This window comes from Pseudomonas fontis, from assembly GCF_028656955.1.
In the GTDB taxonomy this organism is placed as follows: Bacteria; Pseudomonadota; Gammaproteobacteria; order Pseudomonadales; family Pseudomonadaceae; genus Aquipseudomonas; species Aquipseudomonas fontis.
Map to the genome: position 1 here is coordinate 1 of NZ_JAMDGY010000020.1, position 24,975 is coordinate 24,975.

At 63.6% G+C, this 24,975-nt stretch carries 15 protein-coding genes; 11 read left to right on the plus strand and 4 right to left on the minus strand.

Annotated features, from left to right (window positions below; all coding sequences use genetic code 11):
* Nucleotides 1-30: 30 nt before the first annotated feature.
* Nucleotides 31-12,993, minus strand: a complete 12,963-nt coding sequence (locus M5G11_RS07380) for a non-ribosomal peptide synthetase (RefSeq protein WP_273911159.1) — start codon at nt 12,991-12,993, stop codon at nt 31-33.
* Nucleotides 12,994-13,322: 329 nt separating this feature from the next.
* Between M5G11_RS07380 and M5G11_RS07385 the strand changes: the two genes are divergently transcribed.
* On the plus strand, nt 13,323-13,868 hold the full coding sequence (locus M5G11_RS07385) for an RNA polymerase factor sigma-70 (RefSeq protein WP_273911158.1): 546 nt from the start codon (nt 13,323-13,325) through the stop codon (nt 13,866-13,868).
* Between the two features lie 138 nt (nt 13,869-14,006).
* Here the strand turns inward: M5G11_RS07385 and M5G11_RS07390 are convergent, their stop codons facing one another.
* On the minus strand, nt 14,007-15,020 hold the full coding sequence (locus tag M5G11_RS07390; RefSeq protein WP_273911157.1) for a GNAT family N-acetyltransferase: 1,014 nt from the start codon (nt 15,018-15,020) through the stop codon (nt 14,007-14,009).
* Nucleotides 15,021-15,082: 62 nt separating this feature from the next.
* Nucleotides 15,083-15,886: a substrate-binding periplasmic protein gene (locus M5G11_RS07395; protein ID WP_420793815.1), complete on the minus strand. Its 804-nt coding sequence runs from the start codon at nt 15,884-15,886 to the stop codon at nt 15,083-15,085.
* Nucleotides 15,887-16,057: 171 nt separating this feature from the next.
* Between M5G11_RS07395 and M5G11_RS07400 the strand changes: the two genes are divergently transcribed.
* Nucleotides 16,058-16,609 (plus strand): 3'-5' exonuclease, encoded by a 552-nt coding sequence (locus tag M5G11_RS07400; protein WP_273911156.1) that lies wholly within the window; start codon nt 16,058-16,060, stop codon nt 16,607-16,609.
* Nucleotides 16,610-16,679: 70 nt separating this feature from the next.
* A complete protein-coding gene (gene ppnP, locus M5G11_RS07405; protein WP_273911155.1) occupies nt 16,680-16,964 on the plus strand; it encodes a pyrimidine/purine nucleoside phosphorylase in 285 nt (94 codons plus the stop codon).
* Between the two features lie 102 nt (nt 16,965-17,066).
* Here the strand turns inward: ppnP and M5G11_RS07410 are convergent, their stop codons facing one another.
* Nucleotides 17,067-17,768 (minus strand): alpha/beta family hydrolase, encoded by a 702-nt coding sequence (locus M5G11_RS07410; protein WP_273911154.1) that lies wholly within the window; start codon nt 17,766-17,768, stop codon nt 17,067-17,069.
* A gap of 49 nt (nt 17,769-17,817) precedes the next feature.
* On the opposite strand from M5G11_RS07410, the gene ccoN (M5G11_RS07415) reads away from it, so the two are divergent.
* The 8 genes from ccoN (M5G11_RS07415) to ccoP (M5G11_RS07450) all read left to right on the plus strand — a co-directional run bounded on the left by ccoN (M5G11_RS07415) (nt 17,818) and on the right by ccoP (M5G11_RS07450) (nt 24,724).
* A complete protein-coding gene (ccoN, locus tag M5G11_RS07415; protein WP_273911153.1) occupies nt 17,818-19,245 on the plus strand; it encodes a cytochrome-c oxidase, cbb3-type subunit I in 1,428 nt (475 codons plus the stop codon).
* A 10-nt stretch (nt 19,246-19,255) separates the two neighbouring features.
* The gene (ccoO, locus tag M5G11_RS07420) at nt 19,256-19,864 is read left to right on the plus strand and encodes a cytochrome-c oxidase, cbb3-type subunit II (RefSeq protein ID WP_273911152.1); all 609 of its coding nucleotides are present in this window, start codon (nt 19,256-19,258) and stop codon (nt 19,862-19,864) included.
* Nucleotides 19,865-19,869: 5 nt separating this feature from the next.
* Complete coding sequence (locus M5G11_RS07425; protein WP_273911151.1) at nt 19,870-20,070, plus strand: cbb3-type cytochrome oxidase subunit 3; 201 nt, start codon at nt 19,870-19,872, stop codon at nt 20,068-20,070.
* Nucleotides 20,067-21,002, plus strand: coding sequence for a cytochrome-c oxidase, cbb3-type subunit III (gene ccoP, locus M5G11_RS07430; protein ID WP_273911150.1), 936 nt, complete (start codon nt 20,067-20,069; stop codon nt 21,000-21,002). The genes M5G11_RS07425 and ccoP (M5G11_RS07430) overlap by 4 nt, the downstream gene beginning before the upstream one ends.
* Before the next feature lie 491 nt (nt 21,003-21,493).
* Nucleotides 21,494-22,936 (plus strand): cytochrome-c oxidase, cbb3-type subunit I, encoded by a 1,443-nt coding sequence (gene ccoN / locus M5G11_RS07435; RefSeq protein ID WP_273911149.1) that lies wholly within the window; start codon nt 21,494-21,496, stop codon nt 22,934-22,936.
* Nucleotides 22,936-23,544 (plus strand): cytochrome-c oxidase, cbb3-type subunit II, encoded by a 609-nt coding sequence (ccoO, locus tag M5G11_RS07440; RefSeq protein WP_273911148.1) that lies wholly within the window; start codon nt 22,936-22,938, stop codon nt 23,542-23,544. Before ccoN (M5G11_RS07435) ends, ccoO (M5G11_RS07440) begins: the two co-directional genes overlap by 1 nt.
* Before the next feature lie 5 nt (nt 23,545-23,549).
* Complete coding sequence (locus tag M5G11_RS07445) at nt 23,550-23,747, plus strand: cbb3-type cytochrome oxidase subunit 3 (RefSeq protein ID WP_273911147.1); 198 nt, start codon at nt 23,550-23,552, stop codon at nt 23,745-23,747.
* A complete protein-coding gene (gene ccoP / locus M5G11_RS07450) occupies nt 23,744-24,724 on the plus strand; it encodes a cytochrome-c oxidase, cbb3-type subunit III (RefSeq protein ID WP_273911146.1) in 981 nt (326 codons plus the stop codon). The genes M5G11_RS07445 and ccoP (M5G11_RS07450) overlap by 4 nt, the downstream gene beginning before the upstream one ends.
* Nucleotides 24,725-24,975: the final 251 nt, after the last annotated feature.

Genomic DNA, 24,975 nt, shown 5'->3' on the forward strand with positions numbered 1-24,975 from the left:
ATTTCTGACACCCCCGTATAGCGTGACCCCCTACAACGCCTCCAACTCCGCCATCAGGTCACTCAGCCGATCCACCTTCTCCTCACTCAATTCACTGGCCTTGAGCCCCTCCACATACAGCGCCAGCTCCTCGACCGTGCTGCACTCGAACATCGCCCGCAACGGCACATTCAACTGCAACACCTTCTGCACCCGCGAGGCAATCTGCGTGGCCAGCAACGAATGCCCACCCAACTCGAAGAAGTTGTCCCGCACCCCCACCCGCTCAGCCTTGAGCACATCCGCCCAGATCCCCGCCAGGGTCTCCTCCAGCTCACTACGCGGCGCCAGGTACGCCTGGCTCTGCAACTGGCCGATCTCGATGGCCGGCAGCGCCTTGCGGTCCATCTTGCCGTTGGCGTTGTGTGGCAATGCCTGCAACCAGGCCCAGTGCAACGGCACCATGTACTCCGGCAACTCCGCTCGCAAGCGCTGCTTGACCAGGTCCAGCAACACCCCGGTGTCCGCCTGGGCATCCGCCGCCACCAGGTAGCCCACCAAGTGCTTGCCGTTCACCCCCTCCTGCACGCCAACGGCGGCATCACGCACCTCGGCCTGCTCATGCAGCCGCGCCTCGATCTCGCCCAGCTCGATCCGGTAACCACGGATCTTCACCTGATGGTCGATTCGCCCGACATACTCCAGCACCCCATCCGGACGCCGACGCGCCAGGTCACCCGTGCGGTACAAGCGCTCACCCGGCGCGCCGAACGGATGTGGAATAAACGCCTGCGCCGTCCGCAGCGGGTCCCCCACATACCCCCGGCCAACCCCGGTACCGGCAACGCACAACTCACCCACAGCGCCCAGCGGCACCAGCTCCTGGTCCTCGCCAAACAGGTACAGGCGGTTGTTGTCGGTCGGCGTACCAATCGGCAGATAGCTGCCCTGGGTCGACGCCGCATCCACACGGAAGAACGCCACATCATCCGAACACTCGGCTGGCCCGTAGGCGTTGACCAAACCGATCTGCGGGTAACGTTCCAGCCACTGCCAGGCCAGCTCAGGCGGCATCGCCTCGCCGGTCGGCAGCATCCAGCGCAGGCCAGTCAGGTGCTGACGCTCGTTGGCCAGCATGCCCTGGATCAACGACGGCACGCTCTCCAGCACGGTGATGCCCGTCGCCTGCACGTGCTCCAGCAACCCTTGCGGATCATGCGCCAGGGCGTTCGGCACAATCGCCACCTGCGCGCCAAACAACGGCGCGGCAAGGAACTGCCAGACCGAAATATCGAAACTCTGCGAAGCGGTCTGGGCAATCACGTCCTGTTCGTCCAGCTCAAGGTAAGGCACCTTGCTCAGCTGGTTGTTGAGCATGCCGCGCTGCTCGACCATCACGCCCTTGGGCAAGCCGGTGGAACCGGAGGTGTAGATCACGTAGGCAAGGTTGTCCGGCCCGTTGTAAATGCCTGGATTGCTGTCTGCAAATGCACCGGCCAGTACCTCTTCCCACACCAGCAGCGTCGGTCGACGTGCAGCTTCGACCGACTCCAGCAGGCTCGCGGCCTGCTCGGCGCACACCTGGGTGCACACCAGCACCGGCGTGCGGCTGAGCTCGACGATGCGTTGCAGACGCGACGCCGGCAGGCCCGGATCAAGCGGCAGATACCCCGCCCCGGCCTTGAAGCTGCCGACGATCATGCCCAGCAACGACAGGTCACGCTCGGCCAGCAAGGCCACCGGCTGGTCGATAACCACCCCCGCCGCCACCAGTGCATGGCCCAGGCGGTTGGCCTTGCTGTTCAGCTCGGTGTAGCTCCAATGCTGCTCCAGGCAACGCGCCACCGTGCGCAACGGGTGCGCGGCAACCCGCGCCTCGAACAGCTCGGCATAGCTCTGTTCCAGGGTATAGGCGTGTTCGCTGCGGTTGCAGTCTTCGATCAGGAAGCGGCGCTCCTGCTCGCCCAGCAGCGGCAACTCGGCCACCTCACCATGGAAGCCCTCGGCCAGCGCCAGCAGCAGGCGCTTGAACTCGGCCAACAGGCGCTCGACCGTCGCGGTGTCGAAGTAACGCTGGTCGAACGACAGGTGCAGGCCCAGGTCATCGCCCGGATAGCACACCGCCGTCAGCGGGAAGTTGGTGTGGGTGCGACCGGAATCGGAGCTGGCATTCAGGCTTTGCGCGTGATCGAGCACACCGACTTCCACCGGCGCGTTCTCGAACACGAACAGGCTGTCGAACAGCGGCTGGCCTTTGGGCAGCTCGCTGCATTCCTGGATGCTCACCAGCGGCAGGTATTCGTACTCGCGCACATCCATGTTGCGCTCCAGCAGGCCTTGCAGCCACTGGCGCACCGAGCAGCGCTCGCCGGCTGCCGGCAGCTTGACCCGCAGCGCGATGCTGTTGATGAACAGCCCGACCGTACGTTGCATCTGCGGCAAGCTCACCGGCCGCCCGGCCACCGTGACCCCAAAGACCACGTCCCGCTCGCCGCTGTAGCGGCTGAGCACCAGCGCCCAGGCCGCCTGGGCAAAGGTGTTGACGGTCAGTTGATGGGCCTGGGCCAGCTCTCGCAGGCGGGCACCGTCCTGACTGTCGAGGCGGGTATAGCAGTCGCCCACCAGCATGCCGCCATGATCACCGGCATGCTCGCGCATCAGCGGGCGATCACTCGGGATGGCCGTAGTGTGCTCGAAGCCTTCAAGGTTCTGCTGCCACCAGAGGCGTGCCTCATCGAGGTTCTGGTGTTGCAGCCAGCCAATGTAGTCGCGATAGCGCGGCGGCACCGCCAACTGCGCCTCGCGCCCCTCGCCCAGGGCCAGGTAGATCTCGAAGAAGTCGTTCATCAGCAAGCCACGGCACCAGGCATCGATCAGGATGTGGTGGTTGCTCATCATGAACCAGTAGCGCGCCTCGCCCACGCGGATCAGGCGCAGGTGGAACGGCGCCTGCTGCAGCAGATCGAAGCCGGCTTCACGCTCCTGCTTGTGCAGCGCTTGCAGGCGGGCCTCCTGCTGGTCTTCCGGGTCTGCGCTCCAGTCGAGGAAGTCGACCGTGGTGCTGCCCGGCTTGTGGATGATCTGCAACATGGCTTCGCCAGCATTCCAGCAGAACGAGGCACGCAGCGCCTCATGCCGCGCCACCACGGCCTGCCATGCCTGGGCGAAACGCTGCGGGTCGATGTCGCTGTTGATGCGGTAGCGGTCCTGCATGTAGTAGATGCCGGTACCCGGCTCCAGCAGGGTATGCAGCAGCAGGCCTTCCTGCATCGGCGTCAGCGGGTAGACGTCTTCGATCTGCTCGGCTGGCACCGGCAAGGCGTCGATCTGCTCCTGGCTCAGGTGCGCCAGCGGGAAGTCCGACGGGGTGAAGCTGCCGTTGCCGGCGCTCAGGCAATGCTCGATCAGGCTGTTCAGCTCGCCGATATAGGCACGCGACAGTTCGTCGATGGTGTCGCTGGCGTAGCGCTCGGCGCTGAAGGTCCAGCGCAGTTGCAGTTGGCCGCCATACACCTGGCCATCCACGCTCAGCCAGTTCGGCAGTGGCGCATCGAGGTCGTGGGTCAGGCCATATGGCGCATCCACCGGCTGATACAACGCTTCACTGCTGAACTGCTGGTCGAACTGCCCCAGGTAGTTGAAGGTGATCCGCGCTTGCGGCAACGCCGCCATGTCTCCACGGGTCTGCTCATCGGCCAGGTAGCGCAGCACGCCATAACCCAGGCCTTTGTGCGGCACCGCGCGCAGTTGTTCCTTGATGCTCTTGATCGATGCGGCCTGGCCGGCTGCTTCCTCGATGTTCACCGGAGCCAGACGCAATGGATAGGCACTGGTGAACCAGCCCAGGCTGCGGGTCAGGTCGATGTCGTCGAACAGGGTTTCCCGGCCGTGCCCTTCAAGCTGCACCAGCACCGAGCTATCACCGCTCCAGCGGCATAGCACGCGGGCCAGCGCGGTCAGCAGCAGGTCGTTGACCTGGGTGCGGTAGGCCGCCGGTGCATCTTGCAGCAGGCGACGGGTTTGCGCCTGGCTCAACTGCACGCTGACGGTCTGCGCCTGACGGTGCAGGTTGGCGCCTTGCGGATGGTCGCACGGCAGCTCGCGGCTGGTCGCGCTGAGCTGCCCCTGCCACCACGGCTGCTCGTCACGCAGCGAATCGCTGCCGGCATAGGCCTGCAAGCGCGCTGCCCAATCACCCATGGCGCTGGTCTTGGCCGCCAGGGCCTGACCGCGGTACAGGGCCTGCACATCCTCCAGCAGCACACGCCACGACACACCATCGACCACCAGGTGATGCACCGCCAGCAACAGGCGCTGGCTGCCCTGCGCATCATCGACCAGCAAGGCGCGCAGCAGCGGCCCGTTGTTCACGTCGAGGCTGCGTTGCACATCGCTGTACAGCGCCTGGCAATCGTCCAGGTCGCCCACCGTGACCTGCCACAGCAACTCGCGCTCGTCCGCAGGGGCATAGGCCGCCTGCCACTGTGCGGCGTGTTCGCTATAGCGCAGGCGCAGGCTGTCGTGGTGTTGCACCAACGCCTGCAAGGCCTGCTCCAGGGTCTTGCCGAGCAGCCGCTCCTGCGGCTGCAACAGCACCGCCTGGTTCCAGTGCTGGCGCTGCGGGATGTCGCTGTCGAAGAACCAATGCTGGATCGGCGTCAGTGCCGCCGCGCCACTCAAGGGCCCCTGGTCAACCGTGGTCTGCTCGCTGCGGCTGACGACAGTGGCCAGGGTTTGCACGGTCTGCTGCTGGAACAGGTCCTTGGCGGTGAAGTGCAGGCCCAGTTGGCGGGCACGGCTGACCACCTGGATCGACAGGATCGAATCGCCGCCCAGCTCGAAGAAGTTGTCCTGCAGGCCGACCCGCTCGACGTTGAGCACGTCGCGCCAGATCCCCGCCAATTGCTGCTCCAGCTCGCTGCGCGGAGCTTCGTAGTGCTGGCGGCCCTGCTCGAGGTCCGGCAGCGGCAAGGCACGGCGGTCCAGCTTGCCGTTGCCGGTCAGGGGCATCTGCGCCAGCAGCACCAGGTGCGCCGGGACCATGTAGTCCGGCAGGTTCACTCGCAGCTGGGCCTTGAGGCTGTCACGCAGGGCTGCTTGCGCCTCGACCGAAGCGCTTGGCGCGTCGCACACCAGGTATGCGGCCAACTGCTTGCCGCCCGCCATGTCCAGCGCCAACACCACCGCTTCGTGAACGGCAGGATGCTCCAGCAGGCGACTTTCGATTTCACCCAGCTCGATACGGAAGCCGCGAATCTTCACCTGATGGTCGATCCGGCCCATGTACTCGATCAAGCCATCGGCGCGCTGGCGGACCAGGTCACCGGTGCGATACAGGCGACCGCCCTGGTCACTGAACGGGTCGGCCACAAAGCGCTCGGCGCTCAACCCCGGACGCTGGTGATAGCCCTGAGCAAGCCCGGCGCCGCCGACGAACAATTCGCCAATCGCCCCTTGCGGCAGCAAGGCCAGGTCGGCGTCGAGCACGTAGGCGACCCGCGCGCCAATCACCCGCCCGATCGGCACACTGGCGGCGCCCTCTTCGAGCTTCGCTGGTGCCAGGCAGGCCAATGGCATCACCACGGTTTCGGTCGGGCCGTAGGCATTGAAGAACTGCGCAGGCTGGAAGGCCTCGCGGATGCGTTGCAGGTGTTCACCGGTCAGCGCTTCCCCGCCGGTGATGCACAGGCGTACCGGCAGGCTTTCCTGACGGCTCGCCAGCCATTGCGCCAACTGGCTGCCATAGCTTGGGGTGAAGCCGAGCACGCTGACGTTCTGCTCGCGGATCAGCCCGCAGATTTCCTCGGCGCCCCACTGGCCCTGGGCACGCAACACCACGCGGGCACCGCTGAGCAGCGGCACCAGCAGGCGCTCGGTGGCGGCATCGAAGTTGATCGAATAGAAGTGCAGCTCGCAGTCGTCGCTGCGCATGGCGAAGGCTTCGATCACTGCCTGGCAATGCATGGCGATCTCGCCATGGCTGACCACCACGCCTTTGGGATTGCCGGTGGAACCGGAGGTGTAGATGAGGTAGGCCTGGTGCGCCGGCAAGTTCAGCGATGGCAGGGCCTGGGCACTGACTTCAGCCAAGGCTGCACGGTCGTCTTCCAGGCACCAGCGGGCCACGCCTGCGGGCAACTCGCCAAGTGCATCGAACAGCGCACGCTGGCCGAGCAGCAGGCCGATGCCGCTGTCTTCGATCATGTATTGCAGACGTTCCAGCGGGTACTCCGGGTCCAGCGGCACATAGGCGCCGCCAGCCTTGAGGATGGCCAGCAGGCCGATCACCAGGGCTTGCGAGCGCTCCAGCGCCAGCCCCACGCGCACCTGCGGGCCAACCCCGCGTTCACGCAGTACCCGCGCCAACTGGTTCGCCTGGGCGTCCAGCTCGGCATAGCTCAGGTGCTCCCCGGCGAAGGTCAGTGCCAAGGCTTCAGGCGTACGTTGCGCTTGTTCGCTGAACAGTTCGTGGATGCAGCGATCCAGCCCCGGCGCATCGGGCTGGCCACCAAGGTTGGCGAACAGCGCCTGCTGCTCGTGGGCATCGAGCAACGGCAGTTCGCACACGCGCTGCTGCGGGTCGGCAACCAGGGCTTCGAGCAGGCTTTGCCAATGGGCGGCCATGCGCGCGATACGCGGCTCGTCGAACAGGTCGCGGCTGTAGGTCAAGCAGCAGCCCAGGCGACGGTCAAGGTCGGTGACTTCCAGGTTCAGGTCGAACTTGGTCGCACGGGCATCGTTGACCAGGTATTCAACCGTCATGCCGGCCAACTGGCGGCTCTGCTGGAACTCCCAACGCTGTACGTTGCACATCACCTGGAACAGCGGATTGTAGGCGGCGCTGCGCGGAGGTTGCAGGGCTTCGACCAGGTGATCGAACGGCAGGTCCTGATGCGACTGGCCGTCAATCACGGTCTGGCGCACCTGCTCGATCAGTTCGCTGACGCGCATCTGCCCATCCAACTGGCAGCGCAGTACCTGGGTGTTGAGGAAGGCACCGATCAGCCCTTCGCTCTCCGGGCGGATGCGGTTGGCCACCGGCGCGCCGATGCGCAGGTCGTTCTGCCCGCTGTAGCGGAAGAGCAATGCGGCCAGGGTCGCGGTCATGGTCATGAACAGGGTCAAACCGTGGGCCGCATTGAAAGCCTGCACGCGGGCGGCCAGTTCATCACTCAGGTCAAAACGGAACAGTTCGCCACGGTGGCTTTGCACCGATGGGCGCGGGCGGTCGCTAGGCAGCTCAAGTACCGGGTGTTCGTCGCCCAGCTTGGCGGTCCAGTAGTCCAGCTGACGCTGGCGCTCGCCGGCCTCCATCCACTGGCGCTGCCATACCGAGTAATCGAGGTACTGCACCGGCAGCGGTTCGAGCGGCGATTCGCGCTCGTCGAGGAAGGCCTCGTACAACTCGCCCAACTCGCGGGCAAAGATGTCCATGGCCCAGCCTTCGGTGACGATATGGTGCAGGGTCAGGACGAAGTAGTGCTCACGCTCCGCCGCCTTGACCAGGCAGGCGCGCAGCAACGGGCCACGCTCCAGATCGAATGGCTGGTGCGCCTGCTCATCGGCCAGGGCCTGCAAGCGTTGTTGGCGTTGCTCAGAGCTGTCGGCGGAGAAGTCCAGCCAGTTCATCGCCAGGGTGCTGTCTGGCGCAACCTTCTGGCAGGCCACGCCGTCGATGCTCGGGAAGGTCGTGCGCAGGGTTTCGTGGCGCACGATCAGGGCTTGCAGGGCCTGCTCGAAACGCCCGACATCAAGCATGCCGCTCAGGCGCGCCATGCCGCCGACGTTGTAGGCCGGGCTGTCCGGCTCCATCTGCCAGAGGAACCACATGCGCTGCTGCGAGTAGGACAGCGGCACCGACTGGCTGCGGTCGATACGGGTAATTTCGCCTTGCAGGTTGTGCTGGCCGGACAGCTGGATGCGTTCGACCTGCGCCACGAAGGCGCCCAACTCGCTGGCTTCGAACAGCACCCGCAACGGCAGCTCGACATCGCAGGCCTGACGGGTACGGGAGATGATCTGGGTCGCCAGCAACGAGTGGCCGCCCAAGGCAAAGAAGTCGTCCTGCAGGCCGACCCGCGCCAGCCCCAGCACATCCCGCCAGATCGCGGCGATCTGCTGTTGCAGGGGCGTGCTCGGCTCGATGTGCACACGGGTTTGCCAGACCGGCTCGGGCAGCGCCTTGCGGTCGACCTTGCCGCTCGGGCCCAGTGGCATCTGCTGCAGATGCACCAGTTGCGACGGCACCATATAAGCCGGTAATTGCTCGCTCAAGGCGACCAGCAGTTGTTCGCTCTGGTCTTCTGCACTGGTGTAGTAACCGACCAGCTGCGGGCCGGCGACGGTGTCGCGTACCAGTACCAGCGCCTGCTCAACACCAGGTTGTGCCAGCAGGCTGGCCTGCACTTCTTCCGGCTCGACGCGGAAGCCGCGCAGCTTCACCTGGTGGTCGAGTCGGCCGAGATATTCCAGCGCCTGCAAATCACCCAGCCAGCGCGCCCGGTCACCACTGCGGTACAGACGCTCGCCGCCATCAGCGGGAATGAAGCGCTCTGCCGTCAGCCCCGGGCGCCCCAGGTAACCACGGGCCAACCCTGCGCCACCCAGGCACAGCTCACCGGGAACACCGATGGGCGTCTGCGCCAGCTCGCCATCCAGCACGACGCAGCGCACGTTGCCCAGCGGCCGGCCAATCGGCGAACGCGGGCCGTCTTCGGCGCGGCATTGCCAATGGGTGACGTTGATGGCGGTTTCGGTCGGACCGTAACGGTTGTGCAGCGCCGCCTGCGGCAGCAGTTGCAGCAGCCGGTCACGCAACGCGGCAGGCAAGGCCTCGCCACCGGAGAACACCCGGCGCAGGCTGCTGCACCGGGCCGCCAGCGGCTCCTGGACGAACACCTGCAACAGCGCCGGGACGAAGTGCAGCGTGGTCACGCCGTGTTGCTGGACCAACTGGGCGATCCGTTGCGGGTCTCGGTGTTCGCCTGGCCCAGCCAGCACCAGGGGGCAGCCCTGGGTGAGGGTCCAGAAGCACTCCCAGACCGATACGTCGAAGCTGATGGGCGCCTTTTGCAGCAGCACATCGCTGTCGTCCAGCGCATAAGTGGCCTGCATCCATTGCAGGCGCTCGGCCAGCGCCGCATGGGTGTTGCCCACGCCCTTCGGCTGGCCGGTGGAGCCGGAGGTGTAGATCACGTAGGCCAGGTTGTCGCCATGCAGATGCAGGCCCGGCGCCTGGCAAGGCCAGGTGTCGAGCTTGAGGCTGTCCATGGCGATCACGCTGACACCGTCCACCTGCGGCAAGCGCTCCAGCACATCGGTGTGGCTCAGCAGCAGGCTCGCGCCACAGTCGGCGAGCATGTAGGCCAGGCGCTCGGCCGGGTAGTCGACGTCCAGCGGCACGTACGCGCCACCGGCCTTTAGAATCGCCAGCAAACCGACCAGCAGTTGCGGCGAACGCTCGGCGGCAATCGCCACGCACACATCCGGGCCGACGCCCTTGTCGCGCAGGTAATGGGCCAGGCGGTTGGCCTGGCTGTGCAGGGTGGCGTAGTCATAGCTGCCGCCCTCCCAGATCAGCGCCGTGCGCTGCGGGTGCAGGCGTGCCTGCTCGTTGAGCTGCTCGACCACCCAGTGGCTGGCCGGCGCATTGGGCGATTGGCTCCAGCCTTGCAGCAGTGCGCGGGATTTCTCGTCCAGCAGTTGCACGTCACCCAGCGCGACCTGCGCCGAGGTGCTGACCTGTTGCAACAGCTCGACCAGTTGCCCGGCCAGGCGCTCGATGGTCTGCGCCTCGAACAGTTCATCGGCATAGTCGAACGACAGGCTGATACGCCCCTGATGGTCTTCCTCGCTGTGCAGCTGCAAGTCGAACTTGGCTTCGCGGCTGTGCCACGCCAGTTCGTCGGCAAGCAGGCCAGGCAAGCGACGCAAGGCGCTGAGGTCGCGTTGCTGATGGTTGAACATGACCTGGAACAGGCCCTGCTCGCGAGCCGCCGGGTAGGCTTCGACCAGTTGCTCGAACGGCAGGTCCTGATGCGCCTGGGCATCGAGGGTGGCCCGACGCACCTGCGCCAGCAATTCGCCAAACGGCATCTGGCTGTGCAGCTGCGCGCGCAGGACCTGGGTGTTGATAAAGAAGCCGACCAGCCCCTGGGTTTCCAGGCGCGGACGGTTGGCATTGGGCACGCCGACGCGGATGTCGGACTGGCCGCTGTAGCGGTGCAGCAGGGTCTGGAAGCCTGCGAGCAACACCATGAACAACGTCGCTTCGTGGGTTTGAGCTGCCTGGCGCAAGGCCGTGCCGAGGGCGGCATCCAGGCGCAGCGTCAGGCGCGATGCCGACTTGCGCACCTGGGTTGAACGCGGGAAATCACTGGCCAGGTCCAGCACCGGGGTGTCCTCACCCAGTTGCTGCTTCCAGTAGTCAAGCTGGCGCTGCGACTCACCCTGGGCCAGCCACTGGCGCTGCCAGCTACCGTAGTCGGCGTACTGCACAGGCAAGTTGGAGAGCGCCGCGACCTGACCCTGGCAGGCCGCCGCATACAAGCGCGAGAACTCGTCGATGAGGATGTTCATCGACCAGCCGTCGGCGATGATGTGGTGTACGGTCACCCACAGTTGATGCTCTTCACTGTCCAGGCGAACCAGGCTCACGCGCAGCAGCGGGCCTTTTTCCAGGTCGAACGGTTCGCGTGCTTCAGCCTCGCGACGTTGTTGCACCTGCGCCTGAGTGGCGCCAGCGAGGTTCAGTGTTTGTACGTCCAATTGCAGAACCGGCAGGATGCGCTGAACCGCCTGCTCGTTGCTTTCGGCAAACACCGTGCGCAGCGCTTCATGCCGCGCCACCAATGCCTGGAAGCTGCTGCGCAGGGCGGCTTCGTCCAACTCGCCGCGCAACCGCAAGGCACCGGGAATGTTGTAAGCGGCACTTTGCGGCTCCAACTGCCATTGCAGCCAAAGTCGATTCTGCGCCAGCGATTGCGGCAATGATTGCTCGCGCGACAGCAGGCTGATCGCGCCTTGTGCCACGCCACCGTCGCTTTGCAGGCGCGCGACTTCAGCGGCGAAGGCTTCCAGCGTCGGCGCCTCGAACAGCACCCGCAGGCCGAGTTCCACCCCCAGCACATCACGCAGGCGCGCCATGACCTGGGTCGCGGCGATGGAGTTGCCGCCGAGCAGGAAGAAGTGATCGTCTGCGGCCACTGCCGCCAGGTTCAACTGCTCGCACCACAGGCCGGCGATCAGCGCTTGCAGGTCGCCTTGCGCCGCGGCCTGCGCCGGTGCACTCGCCGCCTGGGTATCCGGGAAGCGCGCGTAGCAATCCAGGCTGCCATCGTCCATGCGCAGACGGCAGGCAGAACGCTGCAACTTGCCGCTGGAGGTCTTCGGCAAGGCCCCGGGGTTGAGCAACAGGACCACGGCCGGGGCCTGCTGGCAGGCATCGGCGATCACCTGACGCAGGGTCTTGATCAATTGCCCAGGCGCGACGATTTTTTGCACATTGCGGCTGATTTCCACCGCGACGCCAATGCCCTCCTCCCCCAGGTTGTCGACGGCGAACACCGCGACACGGCCCTTGCGCAGCACATCGACTTCGCGCTCCAGGGTTTTCTCGAGATCCTGCGGGTAGAGGTTGTGCCCGCGCACGATCAGCATGTCTTTCAGGCGCCCGGTGACGAACAGCTCGCCGTCACGCAGGAAGCCCAGGTCACCGGTGCGCAGCCAGGTACGCCCGCCCTGCTCGACGAAGGTACGCGCCGAGGCCTCAGGGTTGCGCCAGTAGCCGTGGGCGATGCTCGGGCCAGCGGCCCAGATTTCGCCGATGCGGTTGTCCGCCAAGGCTTCCAGCGTTTGCGCATCCACCACCTGCACCGCGTGCAACGGCTGGCTGCGGCCACAGCTCATCTGCACGCTGCCTGCACCCGGCTCGGCGCGGTTCTGCGCCAGCGCGCCGGCATCCAGCGACAGCGGCGGGATGCCTTGGCCGCGCACGCCGCCGCTGACGAACAGGGTGGCTTCGGCCAGGCCATAGCTGGCGAAGAAGCTGCCGGCCTCGAAGCCTGCTGCGGCAAAGCGTTCGGCGAAGGTCTCCAGGCTGTCCTGGCGGATCGGCTCGGAGCCGGAGAACGCCACGCGCCATTTGCTCAGGTCGAGCTTGGCCAATGCCGCGTCGCTGACCCGTTCGCTGCACAGGCGGTAGGCGAAGTCCGGGCCGCCACTGATGGTGCCGCCATGGTCGCTGATCGCCTGCAACCAGCGTTGCGGACGCGCCAGGAAATACCCCGGTGCCATCAGCACGCACGGCACGCCGCTGAAGATCGGTTGCAGCAGGCCGCCGATCAGGCCCATGTCGTGGTACAGCGGCAGCCAGCTGACGATCACGTCGTCCGGATTGAGGTCGATGCCGAAGCCGTGACGAATCAGCACTTCGTTGGCCACCAGGTTGCCATGGCTGACCTGCACGCCTTTGGGCAAGGCGGTGGAGCCGGAGGTGTATTGCAGGAAGGCGATGTCATCGGCCAGCAGCGCCGGCTGCGACCACCGCGCAGCAAGCGCCGGGTCAAGCTCGTCGACAGCGAGCAACTGCGGCGCATTCGCGCTGGCCAGCGCGTCAAGGCTGCGCAAGCTTGCCGACAAGGCGCTGTTGGTCAGCAGCAGGCGCGGCTCGGCATCGTCGATGATCGACAGCAGGCGTTCCTGGTGATGGGTGCGCGAGGACTCCGGCGGATAGGCCGGCACAGCGATGACCCCGGCGTACAGGCAACCGAAAAACGCCGCGACGTAATCCGGGCCACTGGGGAACAGCAGGATGGCCCGGTCGCCAAAGGAGGTCTGGGCCTGCAACGCCGCGGCAATGGTACGCGCACGCAAGTCGAGGTCCCGGTAGCTGAGCACGGCTTCATCGCGCGCGTTTTCGGCAAGAAAGCGCAAGGCGACCCGCTCGGGGGTCTGCACGGCGCGTTGCGCCAGTGCCTGGACCAGCGTAACCGGGAGTTCGAAGGCGTCCGTCATGGGGAGTTCCTGCCAGAGTCTGTACATGAATTCGGGGGCTCGGGGGGCAGCACTGACGAGGCATGTTCACCGCCTGGCACCGCGCATGGACCGAGGATCTACACAGGGGAACGGATAACCGGGGCAAATAATTAGGCGGGCGGTCGCAGGGGCTGGCAGGGGTTTTTTGATGGTGTTCACACGGCTGTCACTTATATCGAAAAATATACAGACTCATTACTTTTCGCATTTGACAATAATTATCATTAAGAATAGTTTGTCGCACGTCGCAGGAAGCCTCCCCCATCAACGGAGTGCTTCGCTTCCCTCTTCGAGACAAGGTGATTTCCATGGCGGAACAACTATCCACAAGTAAGTGCGATTCACCGTTACTCCAAGCGTTCGTCGACAACCGCAGCATCCTCGTCAAGATTGCCGCACGCATCACCGGCTGCCGCTCGCGGGCCGAAGATGTCGTGCAGGATGCGTTTTTTCGGCTCAATTCGGCACCGCAGATCACTTCATCGTTCAAGGCACAGTTGAGTTACCTGTTCCAGATCGTGCGCAACCTGGCCATCGACCACTACCGCAAGCAGGCGATGGAACTGAAGTACTCCGGTACTGAAGAAGAGGGCATGAATGTGGTCATTCACGGCGCTTCGCCCGAAAACACGCATATCAATTTCGCCACGCTGGAGCACATCGCTGACGCGTTGACCGAACTGCCGCAGCGCACCCGTTATGCCTTCGAGATGTACCGTTTGCACGGGGTACCGCAGAAGGACATCGCCAAGGAGCTCGGTGTGTCGCCGACCCTGGTGAACTTCATGATCCGTGATGCCCTGGTGCACTGTCGCAAGGTGTCGAGCGCACGCGGTGAAACCCGCGCAGGCTGATCACCCGACCCAACATTTGCTGTAGCCGCTGCCGTCAGGCTGCGCTCGCCTGCACCGCAGGCGCCGCTTTCGGGAGCCCTTGCGGACTCCAGCGCAGCCTGACGGCAGCGGCTACAGCAATGTGTGCATACCGCGCATCTAGACCAGCTTGCAGCGTTCGAAGAACTGCTCGCGCCCCAGCATCATCAAAGCCGCACGCTTGTGCGGGAAATCGAATTCCTTCTCACAGTAGAAGCACTGATCCTGCATGTAGCCGATCATCTTGGCGTTGTCGGCCCGAGGCTCGGCCACCACCCGCTGCGTGCGCGGGTCGTCGAGGAACAGGTAATGCACCAGCGCCGATAACCAGCTGGCCACCTTGTGCGGCCCACGATGCGTCTCCTCCCCCACCAGCATGTGCACGCCTCGGTCGTAGTCGTCGACCGGGTAGAACGGCGCAATGCGATCCTCTTTTGCCCAGTACGCCTCGAAATAGGCGAACGGCTCATCGTCGAAACAACCGATCAGGGTCAAGGCATGCGGGTCAACCTCCAGCTTGCTGAGGTAGTCGCGGTGCTGCTCCAGGCTGCCCCCTTCCTGCCAGAAATTCAGCACCCGTGGGTTGTTCTGCCAGCGGTTGAAACGCTCCAGGTCGTGATCGATCTCCAGCGTGCGCAAGGAGATCCACGCCCCCACCCGCGCATCGAAACGCCGATATACCTCACCACGAGCTTTCGGCGCGCGCAGCGGGTGGCGCTTGCCGGCGGTTATCTGCATCTGCTGCGGATACACCGCTGCAAGGGCGTCGCCCAGCCAAGGCTGCGGCAACTGCCAGAACAGGCTGCGCTCGCAGCGATAGCGGCCCACCTGCTCTGCCCTGACCAGCAACCCGCTGGCCAGCGCTGCCACAGGCTCTTCAACCAAATGCCAATGCAGGCGCTGACAGCCCGGATCGCGGGCAAACAACCAGTAACAGGCGGCCCACAGCGCCTGCTCCGGGCGCTCGCTGCACAGGTATTCCAAGTGGATATTCAGGTCATCGCCGCGTTCCAGGCGCAGGCGAACCAGGGGCAGGTCCTCCAGCACCAGGCTCAGCCGGCAATCGGTTTCATCAGCGCTGAGGCTACGCCAGCGGGGCAAGGACAACGTGCGCGAAGCAGTATCGGACGACATGGTCTGGGGCTCACGAAAGTGAAAAAAGGCTCACCCAGAGAACGTGATCCAGCGCGATAAATTTAAGGCGCCTTCGGGGTACTGATGCTGATGTTGTAGGGCTTGAAGATTTTCACCATCTCGCCACTGTCGCGCAGGTTTTGCAGCAACCGGGCAAAGGCTTCACCGCTGATGGGCGCCTTGGGGCTGAGCAGTGCGTAGTGATGGTAGATCTGGTCGACCCGCCGCGAGGCCAGCAACTCACCGGCACTCGCCGGGTTACGCACCAGGTAGTCACTGAGGTAGGAGCGGGTGACCAGGGCAACGTCGGCGCGGTCACGCTGCACCATCAGCAGGTTGCTGTCATGCGAATAGGTCAGCGTGGCATTGTATTTGTTGATCAGGTACTGCGGGTCGGAATTGAAGTCGGCAAAGGCATAGTGATAGCCGCTGAACAACGCCAGGCGCTTGCCCTTGAGGTCGGCAAAGTAGTTTTCGTCACGCTGGTTGACCCGGTGAGTGACGAAAATCTCCGCGTCCTCCAGGCCCATGTCGACGCTGACGTGGGGAATGGTCTGCCAACCCCAGTCGGGATTTTCGAAAATCGCCATGTCGACGCGCCCCTGCTCGAAATCGCGGAAACGTCGTGGAATCGAAGTGGGCACCAGGACGAAACGGTATTGGCTCTGGGACTGGTTGAGCGCCTCGACCAGTTGCGGCAGCAACCCGGTGTCGGCGCCCTGCTCCGGGCGTACGGTATAGGGCGGGAAATGCGCCGCACCCACCTTGACCTCGACGTCCTCAAGCGCCCACGCCGCTGGAGCCAGACACGTCAGGCTCAACAGCAACAACGAGGACAATACCGAGGGCATTGGCACTGGAATCAAGGCGACACTCTCTCACGGAGGCAGACGTGCATCCCGCCTAAGCTAGGCGTTTTCCAGTACTAGCACAACCGCTTGTTATGCCAATATCGAGCAGAAGGCAAATGGCCACGGGATACCGCGAAGCCGCGAGTTTGGCTACGCTCTAGCCAGCATCTTGCATGGGAGCCTGCTATGGGCCATTGGCTGGTGATCGACCTGGAAGCCACTACAGACGATGGTGGCTGGCCGATCACGGATATGGAAATCATCGAAATCGGCGCCAGCCTGGTCAACCGCGACGGCCGTGAAGTGGATCACTTCCAGCGTTTCGTGCGGCCACGGCGGCGCCCGCAACTTACACCGTTCTGCCGCGAGTTGACCCACATCAGCCAGGGCAACATCGACGCGGCGGCTTCCTTTACCGAGGTTTGGGCGCAGTTCGAGCGCTGGCTTGGCCATCATCAGGCACGGCTGGAGGGCTGGGTCAGTTGGGGTGACTACGACCGCAAGCAATTGTTGCAGGAGTGGCAGCAGCATCAGGTCGACAGCCTGCTGGCGAACGTCGCCCACATCAACCTCAAGCAACGCTTTGCCAAGGCCCGCCAGTTGCAGCGCCCGCTCGGGCTGAACAGTGCGCTGCAACTGGCCGGCTTGCAGTTCAATGGCCAGCAGCACCGGGCACTGGAAGATGCGCGCAATACCGCGCGTTTGCTGCCCCTGACACTGCCGGTAAACGGTGCCTGAAAGCGGATGACGAGGCCTGGAGGCTTGGGCATACTGGCCAGCCTTTTTTGTCCTTTTTCAGGAGTCGCCCATGTTTAAAGTCAACGAGTACTTTGATGGCACGGTCAAGTCCATCGCCTTCGGCACCGCTGAAGGTCCGGCCACCATTGGGGTAATGGCTCCGGGCGAATACGAGTTCGGCACGGCCCAGCGTGAAATCATGCACGTGGTCTCGGGTGCACTGACGGTAAAACTGCCGGACAGCGACAACTGGGAAACCTTCTCGGCGGGTAGCCAGTTCAACGTGCCGGCCAACAGCAAGTTCCAGTTGAAGGTGGCGGTCGACACGGCTTACCTGTGCGAGTACCGCGGCTAACACCGCTGTTGTAGCCGCTGCCGCCAGGCTGCGCTCGCCTGCAACGCAGGCGCCGCGCCTGGGGGAGCCCTTACGGGCTCCAGCGCAGCCTCACGGCAGCGGCTACGAAACACCCCGCACCACCGCTCCCACAATCGCACTGACCGCCGCATCCAGGTGCTGCGCCTGGGTAAAACCAGACGCTTTCAACGGCTTCAGGTCGTGATCCCCCGCCACCAGCCATAACACCTCGATGGCCGGCGACAACACATACCCCTCCACCGTCTGGCGATTGCCCAACGCATCCCGTTCGCCTTGAACGATCAGCGTCGGCGTCTGCAGTTCAGCCAGATGCGCCACCCGTGGCTTCTCGGGTTTACCCGCCGCATAAAACGGATACCCCAGGCACACCAGGCCATCGGCACCCAGCTCGTCCGCGAGCAAACTGGCCATGCGCCCGCCCATGGACTTGCCGCCCACCAGCAAAGGCCCAGCGACCAATGGTCGCACCTCGTTGTACACCTCGCGCCAGCACTCCAGCAGCTTGGCCTGCGGGTTTGGCGGCCGTTTGCCACCATCCAGCCGGCGTTGCGCCATGTAGGGGAACTCGAAGCGCAGCACCCCAAGCCCTTGCGCCGCCAGCCTTTGCGCCATGTCCTGCATGAATGCGCTGTCCATCGGTGCGCCTGCCCCATGGGCCAGGATCAAGGTGCCCAAAGCACCCCCATCCCCCTGATTTTGCGGGGCATTCCATAGCCAGCCATGTTCCTTTGCCCACTGCGCGCATTGATCCCCGTCAATACCCGCGTGCTGCCCATTACTCATGCTTGCCTCGCTATTTAGCCTGCCTATAACCGTGGATGGGAACCCATACATGAACACAACCAGCAGTACCACCTACAACTACAAGGTGGTCCGCCAATTCGCCATTATGACGGTGGTGTGGGGAATCGTCGGGATGGGGCTCGGCGTTTTTCTCGCCGCGCAACTCGTCTGGCCTTCGCTCAACTTCGACCTCCCGTGGACCAGCTTCGGTCGCCTGCGACCCTTGCACACCAATGCGGTGATCTTCGCCTTCGGGGGCTGCGCACTGTTCGCCAGCTCCTACTACTCCGTGCAGCGAACCTGCCAGACCACGCTGTTCTCGCCGCGCCTGGCGGCGTTTACCTTCTGGGCCTGGCAACTGGTGATCGTGCTCGCCGCGATATCTCTGCCACTGGGTTACACCAGTTCCAAGGAGTATGCCGAACTGGAGTGGCCGATCGATATCCTGATCACCATTGTCTGGGTCGCCTACGCCGTGGTGTTCTTCGGCACCCTGATGAAGCGCACCACCAAGCACATCTATGTGGGCAACTGGTTCTTCGGTGCGTTCATCATCACCGTGGCGATCCTGCACATCGTCAACAACCTGGAAATCCCGGTCAGCCTGACCAAGTCCTACTCGCTGTACAGCGGCGCCACCGACGCCATGGTCCAGTGGTGGTACGGCCACAACGCCGTGGGCTTCTTCCTGACCGCAGGCTTCCTCGGCATGATGTACTACTTCGTGCCCAAGCAAGCTGAACGGCCGGTGTATTCCTATCGCCTGTCGATCGTGCACTTCTGGGCGCTGATCACCCTGTACATCTGGGCCGGCCCGCACCACCTGCACTACACCGCCCTGCCAGACTGGGCACAGTCGCTGGGCATGGTCATGTCCCTGGTACTGCTCGCGCCAAGCTGGGGCGGCATGATCAACGGCATGATGACCCTCTCGGGCGCCTGGCATAAGCTGCGCAGCGACCCGATCCTGCGCTTCCTGGTGGTATCGCTGGCGTTCTACGGCATGTCGACCTTCGAAGGCCCGATGATGGCGATCAAGACCGTCAACGCCCTCTCCCACTACACCGACTGGACCATCGGCCACGTACACGCCGGCGCCCTCGGCTGGGTAGCGATGATCTCCATCGGCGCGCTGTACCACATGATCCCGAAAGTCTTCGGTCGCGAGCAGATGCACAGCATCGGCCTGATCAACGCGCACTTCTGGCTGGCCACCATCGGCACCGTGCTCTACATCGCCTCGATGTGGGTCAACGGCATTGCCCAGGGCCTGATGTGGCGCGCAGTCAACGCCGACGGCACGCTGACCTACTCCTTCGTCGAAACCCTGGTGGCCAGCCACCCAGGCTTCATCGTGCGCTTTGTCGGCGGTGCGATCTTCCTCGCCGGCATGTTGCTGATGGCCTGGAACACCTGGCGCACCGTGCGTGCCCCGGCGCCGGCGATCGCCCCTGCACCTGCCGCGCAGCTGGTTTGAGGAGAACCTGATGAAACACGAAGCTATCGAGAAGAACGTCTTCCTGCTGGTGCTGCTGATGGTGTTTGCCGTGAGCATCGGCGGCCTGACGCAGATCGTCCCGCTGTTCTTCCAGGACGTCACCAACAAGCCGGTCGAGGGCATGAAGCCCTACACCGCGCTGCAACTGGAAGGTCGCGACATCTACATCCGTGAAGGCTGCGTCCAGTGCCACTCGCAGATGATCCGTCCGTTCCGTGCTGAAACTGAACGTTACGGCCACTACTCGGTCGCCGGTGAAAGCGTCTGGGACCACCCGTTCCTGTGGGGCTCCAAGCGTACCGGTCCGGACCTGGCCCGGGTCGGCGCACGCTACTCCGATGACTGGCACCGCGCGCACTTGTACAACCCGCGCAACGTGGTGCCCGAGTCGAAGATGCCGGCCTACCCGTGGCTGGTTGCCAACCCGGTCGACAGCAGCCACACCGAGACCAAGCTGCGCACCATGCGCACCCTGGGCGTGCCGTACACCGACGAGGACATCGCCGGTGCCGTGGCCTCGGTCAACGGCAAGACCGAGATGGACGCGCTGGTCGCCTACCTGCAGGTGCTTGGCACCGCGATCAAGAACAAGAGGTAAGCGCCATGGACTTCACCGTGGATATTGGCCAGTTGCGCGGCCTGGGCACCCTGATCGTCGCCATCGCCTTCATCGGCCTGTCGCTCTGGGTGTTCAGCGGCCGGCGCAACCGAGAGTTTGCCGAGGCGAGCCTGCTGCCCTTTGCCGACGAGCACCTGCCTAACGCAGCCAAAGAAGAAACCGCCCTGAGGAGTACCCGGCAATGACCACCTTCTGGAGTACGTATATCAGCGTACTGACCATTGGCAGCCTGATCGGCCTGACCTGGCTGTTGCTCGGCACGCGCAAGGGCGAAAAGCCGGGCACGACCGACCAGACCATGGGCCACAGCTTCGATGGCATCGAGGAATATGACAACCCGCTGCCCAAGTGGTGGTTCTGGCTGTTCGTCGGCACCCTGGTGTTTTCGGTCGGCTACCTGATCCTCTACCCGGGCCTGGGCAACTGGAAAGGCATCCTGCCGGGCTATCAGGACGGCTGGACCGGCGTCAACGAATGGCAGAAAGAAATGGACAAGGCTGACGCCAAGTTCGGACCGATCTTCGCCAAGTTCGCCGCCATGCCGGTCGAGGAAGTCGCCAAGGACCCACAAGCGCTGAAAATGGGCGGCCGCCTGTTCGCCTCCAACTGCGCCGTGTGCCACGGTTCCGACGCCAAGGGCGCCTACGGCTTCCCCAACCTGACCGACAGGGACTGGCGCTGGGGCGGTGACCCGCAAACCATCAAGGCGTCGATCATGAACGGTCGTCACGGCGTGATGCCGGCCTGGGCCGAAGTGATTGGCGAGCAAGGCGTGGCCGATGTGGCCGCGTTCGTGCTGACCAACCTCGATGGCCGCAGCCTGCCGGAAGGCGCCAAGGCCGACCCGGTCAATGGCCAGAAGCTGTTTGCCAGCAGTTGCGTGGCTTGCCACGGCCCTGAAGGCAAAGGCACCCCGGCCATGGGCGCACCGGACCTGACTCACCCGCAAGCGTTCATCTACGGTTCGAGCTTCGCCCAGCTGCAACAGACCATCCGTTATGGCCGTCAGGGCCAGATGCCGGCGCAGCAGGAAATCCAGGGCAACGACAAGGTCCACCTGCTGGCGGCCTACGTCTACAGCCTGTCCCAGGAAGGCGAGAAGGTTTCTGCCAAGTAAAACAATGGCGTAACTGAGCCTTGACGCAATTCGCCGCACCTCATCGGGGTGCGGCGCTCCTCCCCGGCACTTGCGACAAAGTGTCGCACCCCACTGCACCCCCCTCCTTGCACCCCCTCTGATCAAGACTAAGCTTGTTGCCACAGCGGCTTGAACTTGGCTCGCGTGCGCAGCGTCATGGCGCAGCGATGGCCATCGACCCGCCGCAAAGGCTGACCGGGACCGGCCCATCTCGCCATCAGCGCCAATTCACCCACAAAAATGAAGACAAAAGGCAGCGTTTCCAGCCGGCTAAAGAAAGGCAATTTTGGTGTACATCAAGCACTTATGATTGTGTACAATCTTTCCCGTCAATCGGCTGGAACCGCCGTAAAATCGGCTTTGGCAAGGGGTAGCGCGAGGTCCATCGCGTTGCAATACCCACACTATTTATAGATACTTGCGCCGATTTTTTAACCAACAAAAACACCCAAAAACCGTGGAACCTTAGAATGAGCACAGCAATCAGTCCGACTGCTTATAACTATAAGGTCGTCCGCCAGTTCGCCATCATGACGGTGGTCTGGGGGATCCTTGGCATGGGGCTCGGCGTCTTCATCGCCTCGCAACTGGTCTGGCCTCAGCTGAACCTTGACTTGCCCTGGACGACCTTTGGCCGCCTTCGCCCATTGCACACCAACCTGGTGATTTTCGCCTTCGGTGGTTGTGCACTGTTCGCCACTTCCTACTATGTCGTGCAGCGAACCTGCCAGACGCGACTGATCTCCGACAGCCTCGCCGCCTTCACCTTCTGGGGATGGCAAGCGGTGATCGTCGGTGCACTGATCACCTTGCCGATGGGATACACGACGACCAAGGAATACGCCGAACTGGAATGGCCGATAGCCATTTTGCTGGCCATTGTCTGGGTAACCTACGGTTTGGTGTTCTTCGGCACCATCGTCAAGCGCAAGACCAAGCACATCTATGTCGGCAACTGGTTCTACGGTGCCTTCATCGTGGTGACCGCGATGCTGCACATCGTCAACCACATGTCGCTGCCGGTCAGCCTGTTCAAGTCCTACTCGCTGTACAGCGGTGCTACCGACGCCATGATCCAGTGGTGGTACGGGCACAACGCGGTGGGCTTCTTCCTGACCACCGGCTTCCTCGGCATGATGTATTACTTCGTGCCCAAGCAAGCCGAACGCCCGATCTACTCCTATCGCCTGTCGATCGTGCACTTCTGGGCGCTGATCACCCTGTACATCTGGGCCGGCCCGCACCACCTGCACTACACCGCCCTGCCAGACTGGGCGCAGTCGCTGGGCATGGCCATGTCGATCATCCTCCTGGCACCAAGCTGGGGCGGCATGATCAACGGCATGATGACCCTCTCGGGCGCCTGGCATAAATTGCGCACCGACCCGATCCTGCGCTTCCTCGTGGTATCGCTGGCGTTCTACGGCATGTCGACCTTCGAAGGGCCGATGATGGCGATCAAGACGGTCAACTCGCTGTCGCACTACACCGACTGGACCATCGGCCACGTACACGCCGGTGCTCTTGGCTGGGTAGCGATGATCTCGATCGGCGCGCTGTACCACATGATCCCGAAAATCTACGGCCGCGCGCAGATGCACAGCATCGGCCTGATCAACGCCCACTTCTGGCTGGCCACCATCGGTACCGTGCTCTACATCGCCTCGATGTGGGTCAACGGCATCACCCAAGGCCTGATGTGGCGTGCAATCAACGATGACGGCACCCTCACCTACTCCTTCGTCGAAGCCCTGGTGGCCAGCCACCCTGGCTACATCGTGCGTGCCCTGGGCGGGGCGTTCTTCGCCTCCGGCATGTTGCTCATGGCCTACAACGTGTACCGCACCGTGCGTGCCTCGCAGCCAGCGGAAGCTGAAGCCGCTGCCCAGATCGTTGTCGTGGGAGCTCACTGATGAAGCACGAAGTAGTCGAGAAGAATATCGGCCTGATGGCCTTCTTCATGGTCATCGCCGTGAGTATCGGCGGCCTGACCCAGATCGTTCCGCTGTTCTTCCAGGACGTCACCAACAAGCCGGTCGAAGGCATGAAGCCACGCACCGCGCTGGAACTGGAAGGCCGTGACGTGTACATCGCCAACGGCTGTGTCGGCTGCCACTCGCAGATGATCCGTCCGTTCCGCGCCGAAACCGAACGCTACGGCCACTACTCGGTCGCCGGTGAAAGCGTCTGGGACCACCCGTTCCTGTGGGGCTCCAAGCGTACCGGGCCGGACCTGGCCCGGGTCGGCGGTCGTTACTCCGACGACTGGCACCGCGCCCACCTGTACAACCCGCGCAACGTCGTGCCCGAGTCGAAGATGCCTTCCTACCCTTGGCTGGTAGAGAACAAGCTCGACGGCAAGGAAACCGCCAAGAAGATGGAAGTCCTGCGCACCCTCGGCACGCCGTACACCGACGAAGACATCGCCGGTGCCCGCGACGCGGTCAAGGGCAAGACTGAAATGGACGCCCTGGTTGCCTACCTGCAAGGCCTGGGCACCATCATCAAAAGCAAACGGTGACCTTGATGGATATCGGGATGATTCGTGGTCTGGGCACCGTCGTGGTGATGGTGGCCTTTATCGGCCTGGCGTTATGGGTATTCAGCTCGCGGCGCAAGTCCGAGTTCGACGAAGCCACCCTGCTGCCCTTCGCGGATGATCCCGAAGCCAGCAAGCATGTCGAGCAAGCGCAAGCGAAAGCGTCTAGGAGTAACAACGAATGACTACCTTTTGGAGTCTGTACGTCACCGTTTTGAGTCTGGGCACCATCTTTGCCCTGACCTGGCTGCTGCTGTCCACCCGCAAGGGCCAGCGCAGCGAAGCCACCGATGAAACCGTGGGCCACTCCTTCGATGGTATCGAGGAGTACGACAACCCACTGCCGAAATGGTGGTTCATGCTGTTTGTCGGCACCATCATCTTTGCCCTGGGCTACCTGGTGCTGTACCCGGGCCTGGGCAACTGGAAAGGCCTGCTGCCGGGTTATGCCTACCTGGATAACGACAAGAAGAGCGAGTTCGCCAACGGCCAGCAAGGCTGGACCGGGGTGCACGAGTGGGAGAAGGAAATGGCCCGCGCGGACGCCAAGTTCGGGCCGATCTTCGCCAAATTCGCAGCGATGCCAATCGAAGAAGTAGCCAAGGATCCGCAAGCACTGAAGATGGGTGGCCGTCTGTTCGCCTCCAACTGTTCGGTGTGCCACGGCTCCGACGCCAAGGGCTCGTACGGCTTCCCCAACCTCACCGACAACGACTGGCGTTGGGGCGGTGACCCGGCGACCATCAAGACCACCATCATGGGCGGCCGTCACGGCGTGATGCCGGCCTGGTCGGAGGTGATTGGCGAGCAGGGCGTGGCCGATGTGGCCGCGTACATCCTGACCAACCTGGATGGCCGCAGCCTGCCGGAAGGCGCGAAAGCCGACCCGGCCAATGGTCAGAAGCTTTTTGCCACCAACTGCGTGGCGTGCCACGGGCCGGAAGGCAAAGGCACCCCAGCGATGGGCGCGCCGAACCTGACCCACCCACAGGCGTTCATCTACGGTTCGAGCTTCGCCCAGTTGCAGCAGACCATCCGTTACGGCCGTCAGGGCCAGATGCCTGCGCAACAGGAAATCCAGGGCAACGACAAGGTTCACCTGCTGGCGGCGTATGTGTACAGCCTGTCGCACCAGGGTGAAAAGGCGGCTGAGGCGGAGTAATTCGCCTGGCTGGAAAAGGGCCCTGTCAGTGAAGGCTGGCGGGGCTTCTTTTTTACTGAAGGCGTTGCGCCCGATCGCCGGCAAGGCCGGCTCCCACGGTGGGCCGGCGCATGCCGTTGACCCAGATCAATTGACACAACCCATTACACTATTAATCAGGCAAACCCAACGCGACCTAAGGTCGCACCCATGCCCCAGACAGCCACCACAGGCGTATCATGCGGACCAGAGCAGCACACAACTTCTGACTG